This window comes from Bacillota bacterium, from assembly GCA_029961055.1.
Taxonomy (GTDB): domain Bacteria; phylum Bacillota; class Sulfobacillia; order JAIMAT01; family JAIMAT01; genus JAIMAT01.
Genome location: JASBVM010000023.1, coordinates 58,688 through 76,282 on the forward strand (window position 1 = coordinate 58,688; position 17,595 = coordinate 76,282).

Here is a 17,595-nt window from a genome sequence, read left to right on the forward strand (position 1 = left end):
CACGGACGGGAGGGCATGGGACGTGGCGATGGGTGCCTTCGACCTGACCGAGGAGGAGCGGGCGCTGGCGGAGCTGGCGCGCCGGGTGGCCGAGGAGCGGGTGGCGCCCCGGGCGGCCGAGATCGACCTGGAGGACCGCTTCCCGGACGACCTCAGGCGGCTCTTCGGCGAGCTGGAGCTGATGGGGCTCGGCATCCCGGCGGCCTACGGCGGCGGTGGCGCCGGCCTCCTCGCCGTCTGCCTGGTGATCGAGGAGCTGGCGCGGGTGAGCGCCGCGGCCTCGCTGATCGTGGCCGATCACGAGCTGGGCCTGCTGCCTGTGCTGGTCGGGGCGTCGGAGGAGCAGAAGCGGGCCTGGCTCCCGGCCATCGCCTCGGGCGAGCGGCTGATGGCCTTCGCCCTGACCGAGCCGGAGGCGGGCTCTGACGCCGCCCGCCTCTCCATGCGCGCCGTCCGCCGCGGCGACCGCTACGTCCTCAGCGGCACCAAACGCTTCATCACGCACGGGAACGTGGCCGACTCGCTCACCGTCTTCGCCAGCACCGACCCCGAGAAGGGGTCGAAGGGGATCACCTGCTTCCTGGTCGACCGGGAGACGCCGGGGTTGAGCGTGACCAAGCTGGAGCGGAAGATGGGGCTCCACGGCTCGCCCACGGCGGAACTCCTCTTCGAAGAGGTGGAGGTGCCGGTGGAGAACCGGATCGGGGAGGAGGGCCAGGGCTTCCGCATCGCCATGGCCACCCTGGACCACAGCCGGCCCGGTATCGCCGCCCAGGCCCTGGGCATCGCCCAGGGCGCCCTGGACCAGGCGGTCGCCTACGCGCGGGAGCGCCGCCAGTTCGGCCGCCCCATCGCCGACTTCCAGGCGATCCAGTTCATGATCGCCGACATGGCCATCGCGGTGGAGTCGGCGCGCGCGCTCACCTACAAGGCGGCGACGGTGGTGGAGGAGGCCGACCACGGGCGCCTCGACTGGCGGATGGCCAACCGCTACTCGGCGATGGCCAAGACCTACGCCTCGGATGTGGCCATGCGCGTGACCACCGACGCGGTCCAGATCTTCGGCGGCTACGGGTACATCGCCGACTACCCCGTGGAGCGGATGATGCGGGACGCCAAGATCACCCAGATCTACGAGGGGACGAACCAGATCCAGCGCCTCGTGATCGCCCGCAGCTACCTCTCCTGAGCGGGCGACGGCGGCGCGCCCAGGGCATGGGGGGCGCCGCCGCCGGATGCGCCGGCGAGACCGTGGAGGACGGCCAGGACGCGCCCCACGAGGCGGACTTCGCGGCTGACCAGCGGCTGGACGCCGGGGTTGGCAGCCTGGAGCCGGACCGCGTCCCCCTCGGGAAGAAGGCGCCGGACCACCGGCTCGTCGCCCACCAGCGCCACCACCAGCTGCCCGGGCGAGGCCTCCGCCGCGGGGCCGCAGAGGACCAGGTCGCCGTCGCCGATGCCGGCGCCTTCCATGGCGCTCCCCTGGACGCGGAGCGCGTAGGCCGCGCGGCCGCCGGGGGCGTCGGCGGGCAGGACGAGCCAGGCGAGCGGGAGCGGGGCGGCGGCCGCCGGTTCGGGTGGCTTCGGCAGCAGGGGGATGCGGCGGAGGCCGCGGCCGGCCTCCCCCGCCGTGGCGGGGAGCCCCGCGAGCCCCACGAGGCCCAGGGCGCGCGGCCGCGAGCCTTCCTGGCGGAGGTAGCCCTTGCGCGCCAGCTCCCGCAGGTAGGCGTGGACGGTGGAGCTGGAGCGGAGGCCGACGCGGGCGCCGATCTCGCGGACCGAGGGCGGGTAGCCGTGCTCCCGGAGGAAGGCGTCGATGGTCTCGAGAATCTGCCGCTCGCGCGGCCGCAGCGCGGAGGTGGCCGGCCGGCCGGCGTCCAAGGCGACACCCCCCTGGCGCCACTCGTCAGCGCGGGCGCGCCGGCTGCATGCTAGCATGGAGGAAGGACGCGGTCAAACAGACGTTCGCCCCGGGGCCCGGTCGCCCGGGGTTCGAGGAGGTTGAGCGTGCGCCGGCCACACTTGATCGTCACCGGGGGTCCCACCGAGGCACCCCTGGACGAGGTCCGCTTCCTGTCCAACCGCTCGTCGGGACGGACGGCGGCGGCCGTCGCGGGCGCGGCGCTGGCGCGGGGCTGGGACGTCACCTTCGTCCACGGGCCGGGCAGCGCCTTGCCGCAGGGAGGGGAGGGGTGGCTCCGGCGGGTGGCCGTCCGCACGGTGGGCGACCTGGCCGCCGCGCTGGAGCGGCTCCTGCGCGATCCGGAGCGCCCCGTCGACGCGCTGGTCCACGCCATGGCCGTGCTCGACTTCGCCCCGGACCGGAGCATGGAGGGGAAGGTCTCGTCGCGAGGCGAGTGGTGGGTCCGCCTGGTGCCCACGCCCAAGGTGGTGGAGCAGATCCGCCGCTGGGCGCCGGGGATCTTCCTGGTCGCCTTCAAGCTGGAGGCGGGGGAGGAGCCGGAGGAGCTGGTGCGGGCGGCGCGGGAGGCGGCCGCCCGCCACGGGGCCGACCTGGTGGTGGCCAACAGCCTCCGCCAGGTCGGCGCCGACCGCCACGTCACCTACCTGGTCGACCCGCACGGGGGCGAGGTGCGGCGGAGCGAGACCAACGCCGAACTGGCCGCCCTCCTGCTGGAGCGGATCGAGGCCCGCCTGGCGCCCAGGCGGGAGCCGGTGGAGAGCTGCGGGCGTCCCGGAGGCGGTCGGGGTTGAGCGGGGGGGGCGAGGGGGCGCGCCCGCGGCTGGACGGGCGGCGCCTCCTCCTGGGCGTGACGGGCGGCATCGCCGCGTACAAGGTGCCGGAGCTGATCCGGCGGCTTCGCACCGAGGGCGCCGAGGTGGAGGTGATCCTCACCCGCGGGGCGACGGAGTTCGTGACGCCGCTGACGCTGGAGACGGTGGCCGGCCGGCCGGTCCACGAGAGCCTGCTGGGTCCCGCACGGGAGCCGTCGCTCATCCACCTGGAGCTGGCGCACTGGGCGGAGATGGTGCTGGTGGCGCCGGCGACCGCCCACTTCCTGGCCAAGGCGGCGGCGGGGCTGGCCGACGACCTGCTGGGGGCGGTGCTCCTCGCCTCCTTTCCGGAGGTGCCCCTGCTGGTGGCGCCGGCCATGAACAGCCGCATGTGGACCCACCCCATCACGCAGCGGAACGTGGCGCTCCTGCGCGAGGTGGGCGTCCGCTTCGTGGGACCGGAGGTGGGCCGGCTCGCCGAGGAGCAGGTCGGGATCGGCCGCATGAGCGAGCCCGGGCGGATCGTGGAGGAAGTGGTGCGGCTCCTGGACGCCTGACCCCCGCGCATCGCCCCCGCCCCTTCCCCGCGCGCCCCGCCTCGCGCACCCCGCAATCCCCTTCCTGGTGGCGAAAGATCGCCCGAGGCGGCAATTCCTCGCCCTGCCGGCCAGGGCTACGTTGGCCTGGGAGGAGGCGAGGCGGTTGCATCGCGTGCTTTTCGACTCGGAGCGCTGCAAGGGCTGCGGGCTCTGCGTCGACGCCTGCCCGGAGGCGGCCTTGGCCCAGCGGGAGGAGAGCAACCGCATGGGCTATCGTCCGGCCTACCTGGCGAGACCCGAGAAGTGCGTCAGCTGCGGGCTCTGCGGCGTCATCTGCCCGGACCTGGTGATCCGCGTCTACCGCCCGGCGGAAGCGACGGTGCCCGCGCGCTGAGCCCGGTGCAGGGGGCCCCAGGGGGGAGGAAAGACCGTGGGCGAACGCGAGTTGACGAAGGGGAACGAGGCGATGGCGGAGGCGGCCATCCGCGCCGGCTGCCGCTACTTCTTCGGTTACCCCATCACGCCGCAGAGCGAGCTCCTGGAGTACATGGCCAAGCACCTGGAGGAGCACGGAGGGGTCTTCCTTCAGGCCGAGAGCGAGGTCTCGGCCATCAACATGGTCTACGGCGCGGCCGGGGCGGGCGCGCGGGTCATGACCGCCACCTCCAGCCCCGGCTTCTCGCTGATGCAGGAGGGGCTCTCCTACCTGGCCGGCGCCGAGCTGCCGGCGGTCGTGGTCGACGTGGTCCGGGGCGGCCCGGGACTGGGCGGCCTCCAGCCGGCCCAGTCCGACTACTTCCAGGCGACGAAGGGCGGCGGCCACGGCGACTACCGGCTGATCGTCCTCGCACCCTCCAGCCCGCAGGAGGCGGCCGACCTGGTCTACGAAGCCTTCGACCTGGCCGACCGCTACCGGAACGTGGTCCTGATCCTGGCCGACAGCATCCTGGCCCAGGCGATGGAGCCGGTGGAGCTGCCGCCGGCCCGGAGCCTGGAGAGCCTCCCCCCCAAGCCCTGGGCGACGGTGGGGAGGGGGGCGGGGCGGCGCGAGCCCAACGTGGTCCACTCGCTCTACCTGGCGCCCGAGGACCTCTGGGCGCACAACCAGAGGCTCCAGGCCAAGTACCGGCGGATCGAGGCGGAGGAGACGCGCTGGGAGGAGCGGGAGGCGGAGGACGCCGACTGGCTGGTGGTCGCCTACGGCAGCATGGCCCGCATCGCCCTGGCGGCCATCCGGCAGCTGCGGCGCCAGGGCCTCCGGGTCGGTCTCTTCCGGCCGATCACCCTCTGGCCCTTCCCCTCGCGGGCGCTGGCCCGCCGGGCCGCCTCCGTGCGCGGCATCCTCGCCATGGAGATGAGCGCCGGCCAGATGGTGGAGGACGTCCGCCTGGCCGTGGAGGGCGCGGTCCCCGTCCGCTTCTTCGGCAAGACCGGCGGCGTCGTCCCCGAGGTGGAGGAGGCGACGGAGGCGGTCCGCCGGATGGCGGCCGAAGCGGCGCCGCATCCGGTGCGCCCCGGCCGCTGAGCGGGGCCGGAAGGGAGGAGGCATCCCCATGAGCATCACCCTGCGCCCGGTCTTCGAGCCGACGCGGGCCCTGCGACCCGATGCGGTCACCCACTACTGCCCCGGCTGCACCCATGGCGTGGCCCACCGGCTGGTGGGCGAGGTGCTGGAGGAGCTGGGTCTCCTGGAGCGGACCGTGGGCGTCGCCTCCGTAGGCTGCTCGGTCCTGGCCTACAAGTACTTCCTGGTGGACATGCAGGAGGCGGCGCACGGCCGCGCGCCGGCGGTGGCGACGGCGATCAAGCGGGTGCTCCCGGACCGGGTGGTCTTCGCCTACCAGGGCGACGGCGACCTGGCCGCCATCGGCACGGCCGAGATCGTCCACGCGGCGGCACGCGGCGAGAACATCACCGTCCTCTTCATCAACAACGCCAACTACGGCATGACCAGCGGCCAGATGGCGCCCACCACCCTGGTGGGCCAGCGGACGACCACCACCCCCCTGGGCCGCGACCCGGTCAAGGCCGGCCACCCCATCCGCGTGGCGGAGCTGCTGAACGCGCTGGACGGGCCGGCCTACATCGCCCGCGGCTCCCTTCACGACACGGCCCACATCCTCCAGGCCAAGCGCTACATCCGCAAGGCCTTCCAGGCGCAGCTGGAGCGGCGGGGCTTCAGCCTTGTGGAACTGCTTTCCAGCTGCCCGACCAACTGGGGGCTCGAACCGGTGGAGGCGCTCCACTTCATCCGCGACCGGATGGTCCCGCACTACCCGCTGGGCGAGTTCCGCAAGCCGGAGGGGGTGCGCTGAGATGGAGCAGACGCTGGTCGTCGCGGGCTTCGGCGGACAGGGGGTGCTCAGCCTGGGGATGATCATCGCCCGCGCCGGCATGAGCGAGGGCTACGAGGTCTCCTGGCTGCCTTCCTACGGCCCTGAGCAGCGGGGCGGAACCGCCAACTGCCACGTGATCCTCTCGGACGAGCCGGTGGCCTGCCCGCTGGTGGGCCACCCGCAGACGTTGATCGCCTTCAACCTGCCCTCGCTCCTCAAGTTCGCCGGCCGGGTCCAGCCGGGCGGCGAGATCCTGGCGGAGGCCGGCCTGGAGCCGGCGGTGGAGCGGCAGGACGTCCGTCTCCTCGCCGTCCCCGCGCTGGAGGAAGCCCACCGGCTGGGCGAGCCCCGCGTCGCCAACATGGTGATGCTGGGCGCCTGGCTGGAGCTCCACCCGATCCTGAGCCAGGCGGCCGTCGAGGACGCCCTCCCGCGGGTGATCTCCAAGCGCCACCACGACCTTCTGCCTCTCGACCTGGGGGCGATCCGGGCCGGGCGACGCCTGGCCGCGATGGCCAGGGCCTGAGCCCGGGGCCGGGGAGGAAGCGCCGTACAACGGGCTCCCGGAGATCGCCCCGGGAGCCCGCTGTTCTTCGGCTCTTCCGCCCGTTCGGTCCGATGGGCGCCGGGCGCCGGCCGGCCGGTCGCAACTCCGGCCGCGCGGGCGGGAAGACTGGGGGACGGGGTGGGTGAGGGTGGCGGTGGGCATCGGCCCAGGCGGCGAAGAGCCGCTCCGCCTCGAGCTGCTGGACGACCGGAGCGGCTGGCTGGAGTGGCAGGGCGCGCGGCTGGAGTGCCGGCTGGAGGACGGCGAGGTGCGGGTCCGGCTCCCCTTCCAGGTGGACCGCCCGCTCCTCGCCCGGCTCCTCTCGGAGCGCGGCTTCGCGGTGGAGCCGGATCCGCAGGGACGGAGCGACAGCCAGGCGTGGGGACTCCAGTTCGACGTGGAGGGCTACTACCCGTACCGCGTGGCGCCGGCCCCGGACCACCCGGCTGCGACCTGGTTCAGCTTCCCACCGCCCGACTACCGCGAGGGCGGCCGCCTCCTGGCGAGCACGGAGGTGCCTGGCGGCGGCTACGAGCCGATCCTCGGCCCCGGCACGGCTGCCGAGGTGAAGCGCTGGCTGCCCGTGCTGCTGGAGGCGCGTCATCCGTATTGAGGCCATGGACGCCGGGGGATTGCGGTGGTGGCGGTCGGAGAGCTGTCGCACCGCCGGGAGGAGGCTCCGAGGGACCGGGGACGGCCCGCCGGGTATGCCCGTCCACACTTCCCATAAGGTGCATTATGTAAACAAAGGAAGGAGGGGACTCCCCTCCCACGGCTCACGACCTGCGGTTCTGCGCGCGCGCGGCCTGCCGCGCCAGGCGCTCGCGATGGCGCGCCTCGCCGGCGGCGAAGCGCTCCCGGTCCTCCTCGGTCGCCAGCTCCAGCGGCGGGACCGGGGCCGGCCGCCGGTTCTCGTCCAGGGCCACGTAGGTCAGATACGCGGTCGTGGTCAGGAGCCGCTTGTCCGCCAGCAGATCCTCGGACCAGACGGTCACCTCGACCTCCATGGAGGTGCGGCCGACCCAGTTGAGCCGCGCCTCCAGCACCACGGCCTGGCCGACAGGAAGAGGCTGGTGGAAGACCACCTCGTCCATGGCCACGGTGACCACGGGCCGGTGCGCGTGGCGCATGGCGCAGATCCCGCCCACCTCGTCCATGAGGTAGAGGAGCCGGCCGCCGTGCATGACGCCCAGCGCGTTGGCGTCCGACGGCTCCACCATCAGCACCAGCTCGGAAGCGGAAGCCTCGGGCGGGCGCGGTTCGCCCGGGTCCGGCGCCATGGCGCCGGGGTCGTCGTCGCGGTCAGACTGCGCGGAGTCCATGGAGAAGCCTCCTTCCTGAGGGTCCCGCCGCCTCCAGCCAGGGCTTCCAGGCGGCGGGCGGGGGCAGCCGGAAGCGGAGCGGGCGGCCGTCGAGCGGATGGCGGAAGGCGAGCTGCCAGGCGTGGAGCGCGATGGCGCTCCCCTCGCCCGGCCAGCCGCGTTCCGCCCCGTAGAGCGCGTCGCCCAGGATGGGGCAGCCCGCCCAGGCGAGGTGGGCGCGGATCTGGTGGATCCGCCCCGTCTCGGGGCGGACCAGGAGGAGCGCCCACCCCTCCCCTGTTTGCATTATACGAAAACGCGTCCGGGCCCACCGCCCGCCGGCTCCCGCCAGGCGGCGCGCCGAGCCCGGCTGCCGGCTGAGCGGCGCCTCGACCAGGCGCGGAAGGGGCCGGCTCCCCGCCGGCGGCCACTGGGCGAGGGCCAGGTAGAAGCGGCTGAGACCGCAGCCGCCCGGCCCGGTCAGGCGGTCGTGGGCCAGCTGGCTGCGGGCGAAGAGGACGAGACCGCTGGTCACCCGGTCGATGCGGTGGACGGGGTGGATCCCCCTCCCCTCCCCCGCCCCCGCTCTCGCCAGGTGGGCGGCCACAGCGTTGGCCAGCGTGCCCGCGCGGACGCCGTGGGTGGGGTGCACCACCTGCCCGGCCGGCTTTTGCACCAGCAGGAGCGCCGCATCCTCCCAGACCACCCGGAGGGGCAGCGCCTCCGGTTCCACCCGGCTCTCCTCGCGCGGAGGAAGCAGGCGGAGCCGGTCGCCCGCGCCCACCCGGTCGGGAGCGCGCAGCCGCTCCCATCGCCCTTCCTCGTCGCGGCGAAGGCGCAGGATCGCGCCGTCGCGCTTGAAGTGGCGGAAGAGGCGGAGCGAGAGGCCCAATCCGCTCCGCCAGAAGGTCTGGAGCGTGACCCCGTCCCATTCGGCTCCCACGGTTACCGCCAGCCCGCCACCGGGGATGCTCTCCAGCGGGTAGAGCCGACAGGGTCTCGGTCGAGTCAGCGCAGCCTCATCTCACGGGTATCGTAAGGAGGCGGGACGGGCGGTGCAAACGCGGGCGGGAGAGGCAGCCGGCAGGGGTGATCGGGTGGGCCGCCTGGACGTCCGTTCGGAGATCGGGCGGCTGGAACTGGTGATGGTCCACCGGCCGGGCCGGGAGATCGAGAACCTGACGCCCGAGCGGCTCCATGCGCTCCTTTTCGAGGACATCCCCTACCTTCCCGCCATGCGGCGGGAGCACGACGCCTTCGTCCGCGTGCTCCGGCGGCACGGCGTCCGGGTGCTGTACGTGGAGGAGCTCCTCGCCGAGGTGCTGGCGGAGGCGGAGGTGCGCCGGCCCTTCATCCGGGCGTTCCTCCGGGAGAGCGGCTACCCCCTGGACGACCCCTGGCAGGAGGAGGCGCGGCTGCTGGCGGACCATCTGGGCGAGCTGCCGGCGGCCGAGCTGGTGGAGGCGCTGGTGGGCGGCGTGCGGCGGAGCGAGCTTCCCGCCCTCTCGCGGCGGCGGCTGGTCGACCTCCTCGAGCCCTCCACCCCCTTCGTCCTCGAGCCGCTCCCCAACCTCTACTTCATGCGCGATCCGGCCGCCGTGGTGGGAGGCGGCGTGCTGGTCAGCCGGATGGCCAGCGAGGCGAGGCGCCGGGAGAGTCTCCTGCTGGAGGCGGTGGTCCGCCATCACCCGCTCTTCGCCCGGGGGGAGGTCCCCCGCTGGTACGAGCGGGACCTCCCCTACCCCGTCGAGGGTGGCGACATCCTGGTCCTCTCGCCCGAGACGGTGGCCATCGGCATGGGCGAGCGGACCGGCGCCAGGGCGGTGGAGACGGTGGCGGCCAGGCTCTTCGCCGCCGGGGTGGCGGGCAGGGTGCTGGCGGTGGAGCTTCCTCGCCACCGCGCCTTCATGCACCTGGACACGGTTCTGACCGTGGTCGCCCCGCGGCAGGTCGCTGTCCACCAAGTGGTGGTGGAGCGCGGCCTGCGCGTCTTCACGCTCCTCCCGGGCCGGGACGGCCGGCCGGAGGTGGCGCGGGTGGAGGGGCTCCGGAAGGCGCTGGAACGGGAGGTTGGCGGGGGGGTGGACCTGATCCCCACCGGCGGGAACGACCCCGTGGCCTCCGCCCGGGAGCAGTGGAACGACGGAGCGAACACGCTGGCGCTGGAGCCGGGCCGGATCGTCGCCTACGAGCGGAACGAGATCTCGAACCGGGAGCTGGAGCGCCACGGCGTCCGGGTCGAGGTGATCCCCGGCGGCGAGCTCTCGCGGGGCCGGGGCGGGCCGCGCTGCATGACCATGCCCCTGCGCCGCGCCCCGCTCTGACGCCCGTGCCGGAACCCGCGCCGTGCGACGGATGCGGGGCTGGGGCGGCTCGCCTCCCCCGGCCTGCCCCGCCCGGCGGGGTCGTCGACCCCGCTAGCCGCTCGCCTTTTGCGACGCCGTGCGGGGCGCCTGCCGCGCCGCCGATGCCAGGTTGATCACCACGAAGCCGACGTAGAGGACGACGAAGCCCAGGGCCATCAACGGCCAGAACCAGACCGGCTGGCCGAGGCGGGCCAGGGATCCGGCCGCGCCCAGGAGCACGGTCCCGGCGGCGATCAGCAGGTTCCCCTCCGCGAACGGGCCGCTGGCCTGCTTCCTGTGAAGCTCCCAGGCCGAGTAGAGGGCGAGCCCGGCCACCGCCACCAGGCCGAAGGTGTTGAGCAGGATGAGGTCGATCAGGGCGACGGGATTCTCCGTCAGGCGGAGCACCTCGGTCCCGGGGCCACCGTCCAGCCGCGCCACCGCGGCGGCGTCACCGGGGGTCAGGGCGAGCGCCACCGCCCCCACCAGCGAGAGAAGGAGGACCGCCACCAGGAGCGGGCGCGCCCAGCGACCTCCGCGATCGTGGAGGTAGACGCTGCCCAGCCCCAGGTAGGCGGCCATCAGCATGGCGCCGAAGAGGTAGTAGACGCGGAACCAGGCCAGGCTGCCCGTCTTCAGCGCCACCAGGTAGCCCAGGGCGCCCAGGAAGCCCATGGCCAGCGAGATGGTCCAGAGCAGCTGGTGGGGACGCCGCCGTTCCAGGTACTGCCGGAGCGTGGCGGCGCCGAAGGCGGCGGAGACCACCGCCACCACCAGCGGGTAGATCAGGAGCACCTTCTCCGCCCCCTTCCGCCTTCCTGACCGGTATCGTAGCGCAAAGGGACGGAAAGGGACGGAAAGGGACGGAAGGTTCGCGCACTTACCGTCCGGCCGACTGCCTGCCCCCGCCTCCGCTCCCCTGCCTCGGCTCGACGATCAGGAGGCCTCGCATGGAGCGGCAGGGCTCCCCGCAGTCCAGGTCGTTCCGGATCGTGTAGGTGCCGGGACTCTCCGGGGTGAAGCGGATCTCGGAGTCCCCGCCCGCGGGCACCCGGGCCCGCAGCCCCAGACCCTCGACGCGGAAGCCGTAGGCGCGCTGGTCGTAGGCCTTGATCCGGATGCGGACGGGGGTGCCCGCGCGCACCCGGATCGTCCCGGGGTCGTAGTAGTAGGGATGGGCGGTCACCACGGTCCGCTGCTCCACGGGCAGCGAGGAGCACCCCCCCGCCGCGAGGAGCGCGGCGGGAAGAAGGGAGAGAAGCAGGGGCCTGAGAAGGGGCCGCGGAGCGTGCGGCTGCGAAGGCGGCACGCGTTCCACCTCCCGCCCCAATCCCTTCCCCTGCTTCGCTCCCCTTATTCCGGTCAGCGGTCGATCTGCGCCCGCTGGAGCTTGCCGCTGTAGTCCACGTAGATGGCCTTCCACTCCGTGTAGACTTCCAGGGCGGCGCGGCCGGCCTCGCGGTGGCCGTTGCCGGTCCCGCGCGTGCCGCCGAAGGGCAGCTGGATCTCGGCGCCGATGGTGCCGGCGTTGACGTAGACGATGCCGGTGGTCAGGTCGCGCATGGCCCGGAAGGCCTTGTTGACGTCCCGGGTGAAGATGCTGGAAGAGAGCCCGTACTCCACGGAGTTGTTGACCTCGACGGCCTCCTCCAGCGAGTCCACCGGGATGACCGAGAGCACCGGGCCGAAGATCTCCTCCTGCGCGATGCGGAAGCGGGGCCCCACCTGGTCGAAGATGGTGGGCTCGTAGAAGAAGCCACGCGAGAGCTCCCCCTCGCGGACCGGGTGGCCGCCCGTGACCAGGACCGCCCCCTCTTCCTGGCCGATCTGGACGTAGCGGTCGGTCTTCTCCACGGCGCGCCGGTTGATGAGCGGGCCCACCTCCGTCTCGGGGTCGAGGCCGTCGCCCAGGCGGAGCCTGCGCGCGCCCTCCTTCAGCCGTTCGATGAGCGCGTCGTGGATGCCGCGCTGGACGATCACCCGCGAGCCGGCCGTGCAGCGCTGGCCCGTCGTCCCGTAGGCGCTCCACAGGATCCCCTGCACGGCCAGGTCCAGGTCGGCGTCGTCCAGGACGGTGATGGCGTTCTTGCCGCCCAGCTCCAGGTGGTAGCGCTTCATCCCCTCGGCGGCGGTCCGCGCCACGTGCCGGCCCACCGCGTTGGAGCCGGTGAAGGAGACCAGGTCGACGCCGGGGTGGCGGAGGAGCGCGTCGCCCACCGCCTCGCCGGAGCCGAAGACCACGTTGAGCACCCCCGGCGGGAGGCCGGCCTCCTCCAGGATCCGGGCCAGCAGGTAGCCGAGGAGCGGAGCGTCGCTGGCCGGCTTGAAGACCGCGGTGTTGCCGGCGACGAGGGCGGGCATCAGCTTCCAGGTGGCGATGGAGAAGGGGAAGTTCCAGGGGGTGATGGCGGCGACCACGCCGATGGGGTCGCGCTGGGCCATGGCGAACTTGTCGGGGCTCTCGGCCGGCACCACCTCGCCGGCGAGGCGGCGGCCCTCGCCGGCCATGTAGTAGGTCATGTCGATGCCTTCCTGGACCTCGCCGCGCGACTCGGTGAGGACCTTCCCCATGTCGCGGGTCATGGCGCGCGCCAGCTCTTCCTTCCGCTGCATCATCAGCTCGGCGGCCCGGAAGAGGATCTCGGCGCGGCGCGGGGCCGGGTAGAGTCGCCAGGAGCGGTAGGCCTCGCGGGCGGCCTCGACGGCCCGGTCCACGTCCTCGGGCGTCGAGGCCGGCACCTCGGCCACCACCTCGCCGTTGGCGGGGTTGATGCTGGCGAAGGTCTCGCCGCCCGTGGCGTCCACCCACCGCCCTCCGATCAGGTTCTGCAAGCGCTCCAACGAAGATCCCTCCTTCGGTGGTCTCTGCCGACCCGAGGGAGGGGATTTCGCCGTTCGTCACGGTGCCGCCTTCTCTATATCGCCACGCCCAGCATCCCGCCCACCGCGCCCAGGCCGAGGGCCAGCCCGGCGTCGCGCAGGAGGCTGCCGCCCATGCCGGCGCTCCCCACCGCCCAGTCGGCGACGAGGAGGAGAAGCACGTAGGCCAGGCCCACCGCGGCACCATGGAGCCAGCCCATCCGGTCGGCCGCCCTCCCCGCCGTCGCGCCCCCCGCCAGCGGTGCCAGGAAGCCTGCGAAGAAACCGATCCGGTCGAGCAGCGGGTCGCTCAGCCCGCTGGCGTGGGCGACCACGGTCAGCGCCAGCGCCAGCAGCCCCGCGGTCAGGAAGGCGACCGCCACCCCCTCCAGGATCGCCACCGGCGTGAGGGCGCTCTCGGAGTCGCTCGTCCGCACCCGATCTCCCCCTCCGCTCCTATGCGGAGGCCGGGCCGTCCCATGACGAGAGGCCGGCTCGCCACCGGCGAACCGGCCTCGTCGGGCCGTGCGATCCCGGGTCGCCCTGCCCTTACCTCGACCGGCCGAGTCGCTCCTCCGCGAAGCGGATCATGCGCCGCACCATGCCGCCGCCGATCTTGCCCACTTCCTGGGTGGTCATCCGCTCCCACCCACGGCGGCGGATCTCGTCGCGAAGGCCCAGTTCGTCGGCGACCTCGTACTTCAGCCGGTCGAGCCCCTGCTCGGCTTGAGGGTTGTCGACGCGACGGCTGCCATGCCTCGCCATCTTCCACTCCCCTCGAGTCGGGGCGCGCCGCCGACAACCCTACGATGCGCCCTTCGCCGCGCTCGTATCGCGTCAGATTCCGGCGGCGGAGCCGGCCGGAGGAGCCGCTGCCTCTCCCAGCCACGCCGCCACCTTCTCGATCACCGCGGCCGACGGGGCCACCAGCACCTCGGGCCCCGGCAGCGATTCCAGGAAAATCTGTCCATAACTCTTGCGCGCGTCCACGAGGCGAGCATCGAGCACCACCACGGCGCCCCGGTCGCTGGCCCGCCGGATCAGCCGGCCGAAGCCCTGCTTGAAGCGGATGACCGCGTCCGGCACCGCCACGCTGAGGAAGCCGTTCCCCCCCGCGCGGCTGCACGCCTCGCTCCGCGCCGCCAGGATGGGCGAGGTGGGCGGCGCGAAGGGCAGCTTCACCATCACCACGCAGCTGAGCGCCTCGCCGGGGATGTCCACGCCCTCCCAGAAGCTGCTGGATCCGAAGACGACGCTCCCCTGGTCGGCCCGGAGCGCCTCGGCCAGCCGGCTCCGGCTCCCGTCCAGCCCCTGGGCGAGAAGCTCGATCCCTTCCGCCTCCAGCCGCGGCTTGAGCTGGAAATAGACCGTGCGGAGCATGCGGTGCGAGGTGAAAAGGACCAGCGTCCGCCCCCCGGTCCGGCGGAGGAGCGCCTCCAGGAAGCGCGCCACCGCGCGGGAGGCCTCCGGCTCCCGGCCCAGGTCGGGCATGTCGTTGGGGACGGCGAGGAGCGCCTGCTCGCGGTAGTGGAAGGGCGACTCCACCTGCAGCGTCTCCAGGCGATCGTCCTCTTCCAGACCGAGCGCGTCCAGGAGCGGAGCGAACTGCCCCGCCACCGTCAGCGTGGCCGAGGTGAGGACGGCACCCTCCAGGTTCTCCCAGACGTGCCGGCGGAGGAGCGGCCCCGCCTCGAAGGGCGCCGCGGCCAGCACCGGCGTCACCGTCTGCCGCCCGCCCCGCCGGCGGGTCGCGCCCTCCAGCCAGACCACCGTCGCCTCCGGGTCGGCGTTCAGGATCGTCTCCAGGGCGGCCAGCTCCCGTGCCGTCTCGCTCCTCGCGGCCTCCAGCTCCAGGCGCGTCTCGGGCCGCAGCTGACGGGAGGAAAGGGACCGCTGGGCCAGCTGCTGGGCCAGCCGGTCGAGCTCGGACGCCAGCCGGCGGAGGCGATCCCGCCAGGTGCCGGCCAGATCCGCCACCGCTCCTTCCTGCCAGAAGCGGCTCGGGAGCCGCTCGGCGCCGCCCTGGCCGCCCTCGCTTCCCCCGGTCAGGCGAGCGGCCAGCGCCTGCCAGACGAGCCGGCCCGCCTGGCGCGCCTCTTCCGCGGCCTGGCGGACGCGTTCCACCGCCTCGCCCGGGCCGGCGCCTGCCGCCGGTGCCGAGGCCAGCGCCGCGAGGGCGGCCAGGAGGCCGCGGCGGCGGGCCAGGAGCCGGTCCAGGTTCTCCTCCGCCTCGTCCGCGGAGAGACGGACGCCGAAGTGGCGCGCCGCCTCCTCGGCCAGGTGGTGGGCCTCGTCGATCACCGCGTGCGCGAAAGGGGGCAGGACCTGCTCGCCCGCGGCGTAGTGGGAGAGCAGCAGCGAGTGGTTGACCACCAGGAGGTCGGCCCGTTCCGCCTCGCGCCGGGCGCGGAACCAGAAGCAGCGGTCCGCCCAGCGGCACTCCGGGCCCAGGCAGGCTTGGGCGTCCACCTCCAGGCGCGACCAGAGGCGCTGCTCCTCCTCGCCGTAGAGCGGGGCTTCGCTCCGGTCCCCCCGCCGGGTCTGGGCCAGCCAGCTGCTCAGGCGCGCCAGCGCCGGTCGCTCGCGCTCCTCCACCGCGGAGGGGTCGCTCGTCAGCCGTTCCCAGCGCAGGAGGCAGACGTACTGGCTGCGTCCCTTGACCAGCGCCGCCCGGAAGGGGACGGGCAGGTGCCGCGCCAGCCACGGGAGCTCCCTCTCCCAGAGCTGCTCCTGGAGGTTGACCGTATGGGTGGCCACCGCCACGCGCTGCCGCTGCCGGCGGGCGAAGAGGAGCGCCGGCACCAGGTAGGCGAGCGACTTGCCCGTCCCGGTGCCGGCCTCCACCACCAGGTGCAGCCGGCGATCCAGGGCGCGGGCCACCGCCGTGGCCATGGCCGCCTGTCCCGGGCGGGTCTCGAACCCCTCCAGCCGTCCCAGCAGGCCGCCGGCGCTGAAGAGCTCTTCCGCAGCCGGCGGCCGGGGAGGCCGTCCCGCCAGACTCCCTTCCCCGCCACCGGCCAGGACCAGGTCGCGCCCGGGGTCGACCGCCGTCCCGGCGAGCTCTTCGACCCCGCCTTCCGCCGGCTCGGGTGCCAGGATCACCCGGGGCCGGGAGGATCCGGCGCGGGCGGCTGCAGGAGCACCCCCTTCCGCAGCGGGCGCCACCACCTCCAGGAGCAGATCCACGACGGGCGAGTCGGTGGGGAGAAGCCAGGCCAGGAGCGTCTGGCGCAACTCGGCGGGGAGCTGCCCGAGCCGTTCCTGGAGGCGGGCGAAGAGGTGTGCCGTCGCCTCGGCGTCGGCCTCCGCGTCGTGCGCCCGCTCCAGCTCCAGGCCGTAGGCCCGCGCCAGCTGGCCCAGCTGGTGGCTGGCGCGGAGCGGGTCGACCAGGCGGGCCAGTTCCAGCGTGTCGTAGCAGCGGTTGGGCAGCGGGGAGAAGCCTTCCCGGTCCAGGGCGCGGTCCAGGAAGGCGAGGTCGAAGGAGGCGTTGTGCGCCACCAGCGGGTCCTCCCCGGCGAAGGCGACGAAGTCGCGCAGCACCTCGGCCGCCGGGGAGGCGGCGCGCAGCTCCTCCGGTCGGAGGCCGGTGAGGCGGAGCACCGCCAGGGGGAGGTCGCCGTCGAAGCGGATCAGGCGGCGGAAGCGCTGGCGGACGCCGCCTGCCTCCCAGCGGACGGCGCCGAGCTGGAGGATCCGGTCCCGGGCCGGGTCGAGCCCGCTGGTCTCGGTGTCAAAGGCGACGAAACGACGCGAGAGCGCCACCCCCGGCCCATTGTACCTTCCCCGCCACCAGCGCCACCGCCGCCGCCACGGGCAGGCAGAACTGGAGGATGGAGAGGTGGGCGTAGGCCAGCGAGGCCCAGAAGCCGCGCCAGGGGAGGGGATGGGAGCTGATCACCGCCAGCACATATCCGAAGGAGACCAGGAGGCCGCCCAGGAACCCGCGCAGGGCGGCCGGGAGCGGCCGGGGCAGGAGGAGCCCCAGCTCGGCCAAGCCGAGCCCCAGCACCCCCAGGAGCAGGAAGAGCGGAAGCAGCGGCCCTTCCGTCCCGTTCAGGAGCGCCGGGAAGAGATAGAGCCAGTAGGCGGGCGCAAAGAGCTCCCGCCCCGCGCTGAGCGCCAGGAAGAGGACCAGCGCGGCCAGGCCGGCCAGCACTCCCCCGAGGAGCAGCGCGAACAGATGGCGCGCGGCCGACACGGCCTCCACCCGCTTTCACGTCCGGCTGCTCCGAGCCTATGGGGGCGGCGGCCGATCCATGCCTCGCCCGGTCAGAGGCCGAGGCCCAGGTGGGCGGTGTCGTTCCAGCGGAGGAGCCTGCTCCGTTCCGGCCGCTCCGGATCCACGTCCAGCACGCTGACCGAGGTGTTGTCCAGCACCAGCCGGTAGCGCTGGTGGAGGTTCCATCCCATCAGGTGGGAAGCGATCACCTTGATGGTGCCGCCGTGCGAGACCAGGAGGAGCGCACCCCTCCGCCGTCCGCGCTCCCCTTCCTCGCGCGGGGGCTCCAGGTCGGCCAGCGCCCGCCGCAGCGCGCCCGCGGCACGGGTCTCCAGCTGGGCCAGGGTCTCGCCCCCGGTGGGCGCGTGGCGGGTGGCGTCCTCCACGTACAGCCGCCAGTCCTCGCCGTAGCGGGCCTCGATCTCCTCCCGCGTCAACCCTTCCCAGGCGCCGAAGGACATCTCGCGCAGGTCCGGGTCGACCCGGACCTCGAGCCGGTGCGGGCGGGCGATGGTCTCCGCCGTCTCCCGGGCGCGGGAGAGGTCGGAGGACCAGACGGCGGCCACGGCGAGGCCCGCCAAGCGCTCCGCCACCGCCACCGCCTGCCGGCGTCCCTCCTCGCTGAGCGGCACGTCGGTGTGACCCTGGTAGCGCCCGCTCCGGTTGTAGACCGTCTCCCCGTGTCGCACCAGGATGAGGCGGCGCCGGGGCAA

20 protein-coding genes are annotated in these 17,595 nt (G+C 73.9%); 9 read left to right on the forward strand and 11 right to left on the reverse strand.

What is annotated here, in order from left to right; all coding sequences use genetic code 11:
• The first annotated feature begins 28 nt into the window (after positions 1 to 28).
• Positions 29 to 1,189, forward strand: a complete 1,161-nt coding sequence (locus QJR14_06950; GenBank protein MDI3317335.1) for an acyl-CoA dehydrogenase family protein — start codon at positions 29 to 31, stop codon at positions 1,187 to 1,189.
• Here QJR14_06950 and lexA read toward each other — a convergent pair.
• Positions 1,177 to 1,881, reverse strand: a complete 705-nt coding sequence (gene lexA, locus QJR14_06955) for a transcriptional repressor LexA (protein ID MDI3317336.1) — start codon at positions 1,879 to 1,881, stop codon at positions 1,177 to 1,179. The genes QJR14_06950 and lexA overlap by 13 nt on opposite strands.
• A gap of 126 nt (positions 1,882 to 2,007) precedes the next feature.
• Between lexA and QJR14_06960 the strand changes: the two genes are divergently transcribed.
• The 7 genes from QJR14_06960 to QJR14_06990 all read left to right on the forward strand — a co-directional run bounded on the left by QJR14_06960 (position 2,008) and on the right by QJR14_06990 (position 6,771).
• Entirely contained in the window at positions 2,008 to 2,715 is a 708-nt protein-coding gene (locus QJR14_06960; protein MDI3317337.1) for a phosphopantothenoylcysteine decarboxylase, read from the forward strand.
• Positions 2,712 to 3,293, forward strand: a complete 582-nt coding sequence (locus QJR14_06965) for a flavoprotein (protein MDI3317338.1) — start codon at positions 2,712 to 2,714, stop codon at positions 3,291 to 3,293. Before QJR14_06960 ends, QJR14_06965 begins: the two co-directional genes overlap by 4 nt.
• A gap of 154 nt (positions 3,294 to 3,447) precedes the next feature.
• Complete coding sequence (locus QJR14_06970) at positions 3,448 to 3,669, forward strand: 4Fe-4S binding protein (protein ID MDI3317339.1); 222 nt, start codon at positions 3,448 to 3,450, stop codon at positions 3,667 to 3,669.
• Positions 3,670 to 3,705: 36 nt separating this feature from the next.
• Positions 3,706 to 4,800, forward strand: a complete 1,095-nt coding sequence (locus QJR14_06975; protein ID MDI3317340.1) for a 3-methyl-2-oxobutanoate dehydrogenase subunit VorB — start codon at positions 3,706 to 3,708, stop codon at positions 4,798 to 4,800.
• 40 nt (positions 4,801 to 4,840) lie between these two features.
• Positions 4,841 to 5,590 carry a thiamine pyrophosphate-dependent enzyme gene (locus QJR14_06980; protein ID MDI3317341.1) on the forward strand — a complete coding sequence of 250 codons (750 nt, stop codon included), beginning with the start codon at positions 4,841 to 4,843 and terminating at the stop codon, positions 5,588 to 5,590.
• Between the two features lies 1 nt (position 5,591).
• On the forward strand, positions 5,592 to 6,137 hold the full coding sequence (locus tag QJR14_06985; protein ID MDI3317342.1) for a 2-oxoacid:acceptor oxidoreductase family protein: 546 nt from the start codon (positions 5,592 to 5,594) through the stop codon (positions 6,135 to 6,137).
• 169 nt (positions 6,138 to 6,306) lie between these two features.
• On the forward strand, positions 6,307 to 6,771 hold the full coding sequence (locus tag QJR14_06990) for a hypothetical protein (protein ID MDI3317343.1): 465 nt from the start codon (positions 6,307 to 6,309) through the stop codon (positions 6,769 to 6,771).
• 163 nt (positions 6,772 to 6,934) lie between these two features.
• On the opposite strand, the gene QJR14_06995 is transcribed toward QJR14_06990, so the two are convergent.
• Positions 6,935 to 7,480, reverse strand: a complete 546-nt coding sequence (locus QJR14_06995) for an acyl-CoA thioesterase (protein ID MDI3317344.1) — start codon at positions 7,478 to 7,480, stop codon at positions 6,935 to 6,937.
• Positions 7,461 to 8,402 carry an RluA family pseudouridine synthase gene (locus QJR14_07000; protein ID MDI3317345.1) on the reverse strand — a complete coding sequence of 314 codons (942 nt, stop codon included), beginning with the start codon at positions 8,400 to 8,402 and terminating at the stop codon, positions 7,461 to 7,463. Before QJR14_07000 ends, QJR14_06995 begins: the two co-directional genes overlap by 20 nt.
• A 112-nt stretch (positions 8,403 to 8,514) precedes the next feature.
• Here QJR14_07000 and QJR14_07005 point away from each other — a divergent pair, with 112 nt between their 5' ends.
• A complete protein-coding gene (locus QJR14_07005) occupies positions 8,515 to 9,783 on the forward strand; it encodes an arginine deiminase (protein MDI3317346.1) in 1,269 nt (422 codons plus the stop codon).
• Between the two features lie 93 nt (positions 9,784 to 9,876).
• Here the strand turns inward: QJR14_07005 and QJR14_07010 are convergent, their stop codons facing one another.
• The 8 genes from QJR14_07010 to QJR14_07045 all read right to left on the reverse strand — a co-directional run bounded on the left by QJR14_07010 (position 9,877) and on the right by QJR14_07045 (position 17,595).
• Positions 9,877 to 10,599 carry a hypothetical protein gene (locus QJR14_07010; GenBank protein ID MDI3317347.1) on the reverse strand — a complete coding sequence of 241 codons (723 nt, stop codon included), beginning with the start codon at positions 10,597 to 10,599 and terminating at the stop codon, positions 9,877 to 9,879.
• 85 nt (positions 10,600 to 10,684) lie between these two features.
• Positions 10,685 to 11,008, reverse strand: coding sequence for a cupredoxin domain-containing protein (locus QJR14_07015; GenBank protein MDI3317348.1), 324 nt, complete (start codon positions 11,006 to 11,008; stop codon positions 10,685 to 10,687).
• Positions 11,009 to 11,166: 158 nt separating this feature from the next.
• On the reverse strand, positions 11,167 to 12,636 hold the full coding sequence (locus QJR14_07020; protein MDI3317349.1) for an aldehyde dehydrogenase family protein: 1,470 nt from the start codon (positions 12,634 to 12,636) through the stop codon (positions 11,167 to 11,169).
• Between the two features lie 83 nt (positions 12,637 to 12,719).
• Positions 12,720 to 13,100: a TIGR04086 family membrane protein gene (locus QJR14_07025; protein MDI3317350.1), complete on the reverse strand. Its 381-nt coding sequence runs from the start codon at positions 13,098 to 13,100 to the stop codon at positions 12,720 to 12,722.
• Positions 13,101 to 13,212: 112 nt separating this feature from the next.
• The gene (locus tag QJR14_07030; GenBank protein MDI3317351.1) at positions 13,213 to 13,428 is read right to left on the reverse strand and encodes an alpha/beta-type small acid-soluble spore protein; all 216 of its coding nucleotides are present in this window, start codon (positions 13,426 to 13,428) and stop codon (positions 13,213 to 13,215) included.
• Positions 13,429 to 13,500: 72 nt separating this feature from the next.
• The gene (locus tag QJR14_07035; GenBank protein MDI3317352.1) at positions 13,501 to 16,425 is read right to left on the reverse strand and encodes a helicase C-terminal domain-containing protein; all 2,925 of its coding nucleotides are present in this window, start codon (positions 16,423 to 16,425) and stop codon (positions 13,501 to 13,503) included.
• On the reverse strand, positions 16,394 to 16,870 hold the full coding sequence (locus tag QJR14_07040; protein ID MDI3317353.1) for a hypothetical protein: 477 nt from the start codon (positions 16,868 to 16,870) through the stop codon (positions 16,394 to 16,396). Before QJR14_07040 ends, QJR14_07035 begins: the two co-directional genes overlap by 32 nt.
• Before the next feature lie 62 nt (positions 16,871 to 16,932).
• The gene (locus QJR14_07045) at positions 16,933 to 17,595 is read right to left on the reverse strand and encodes a histidine phosphatase family protein (GenBank protein MDI3317354.1); all 663 of its coding nucleotides are present in this window, start codon (positions 17,593 to 17,595) and stop codon (positions 16,933 to 16,935) included.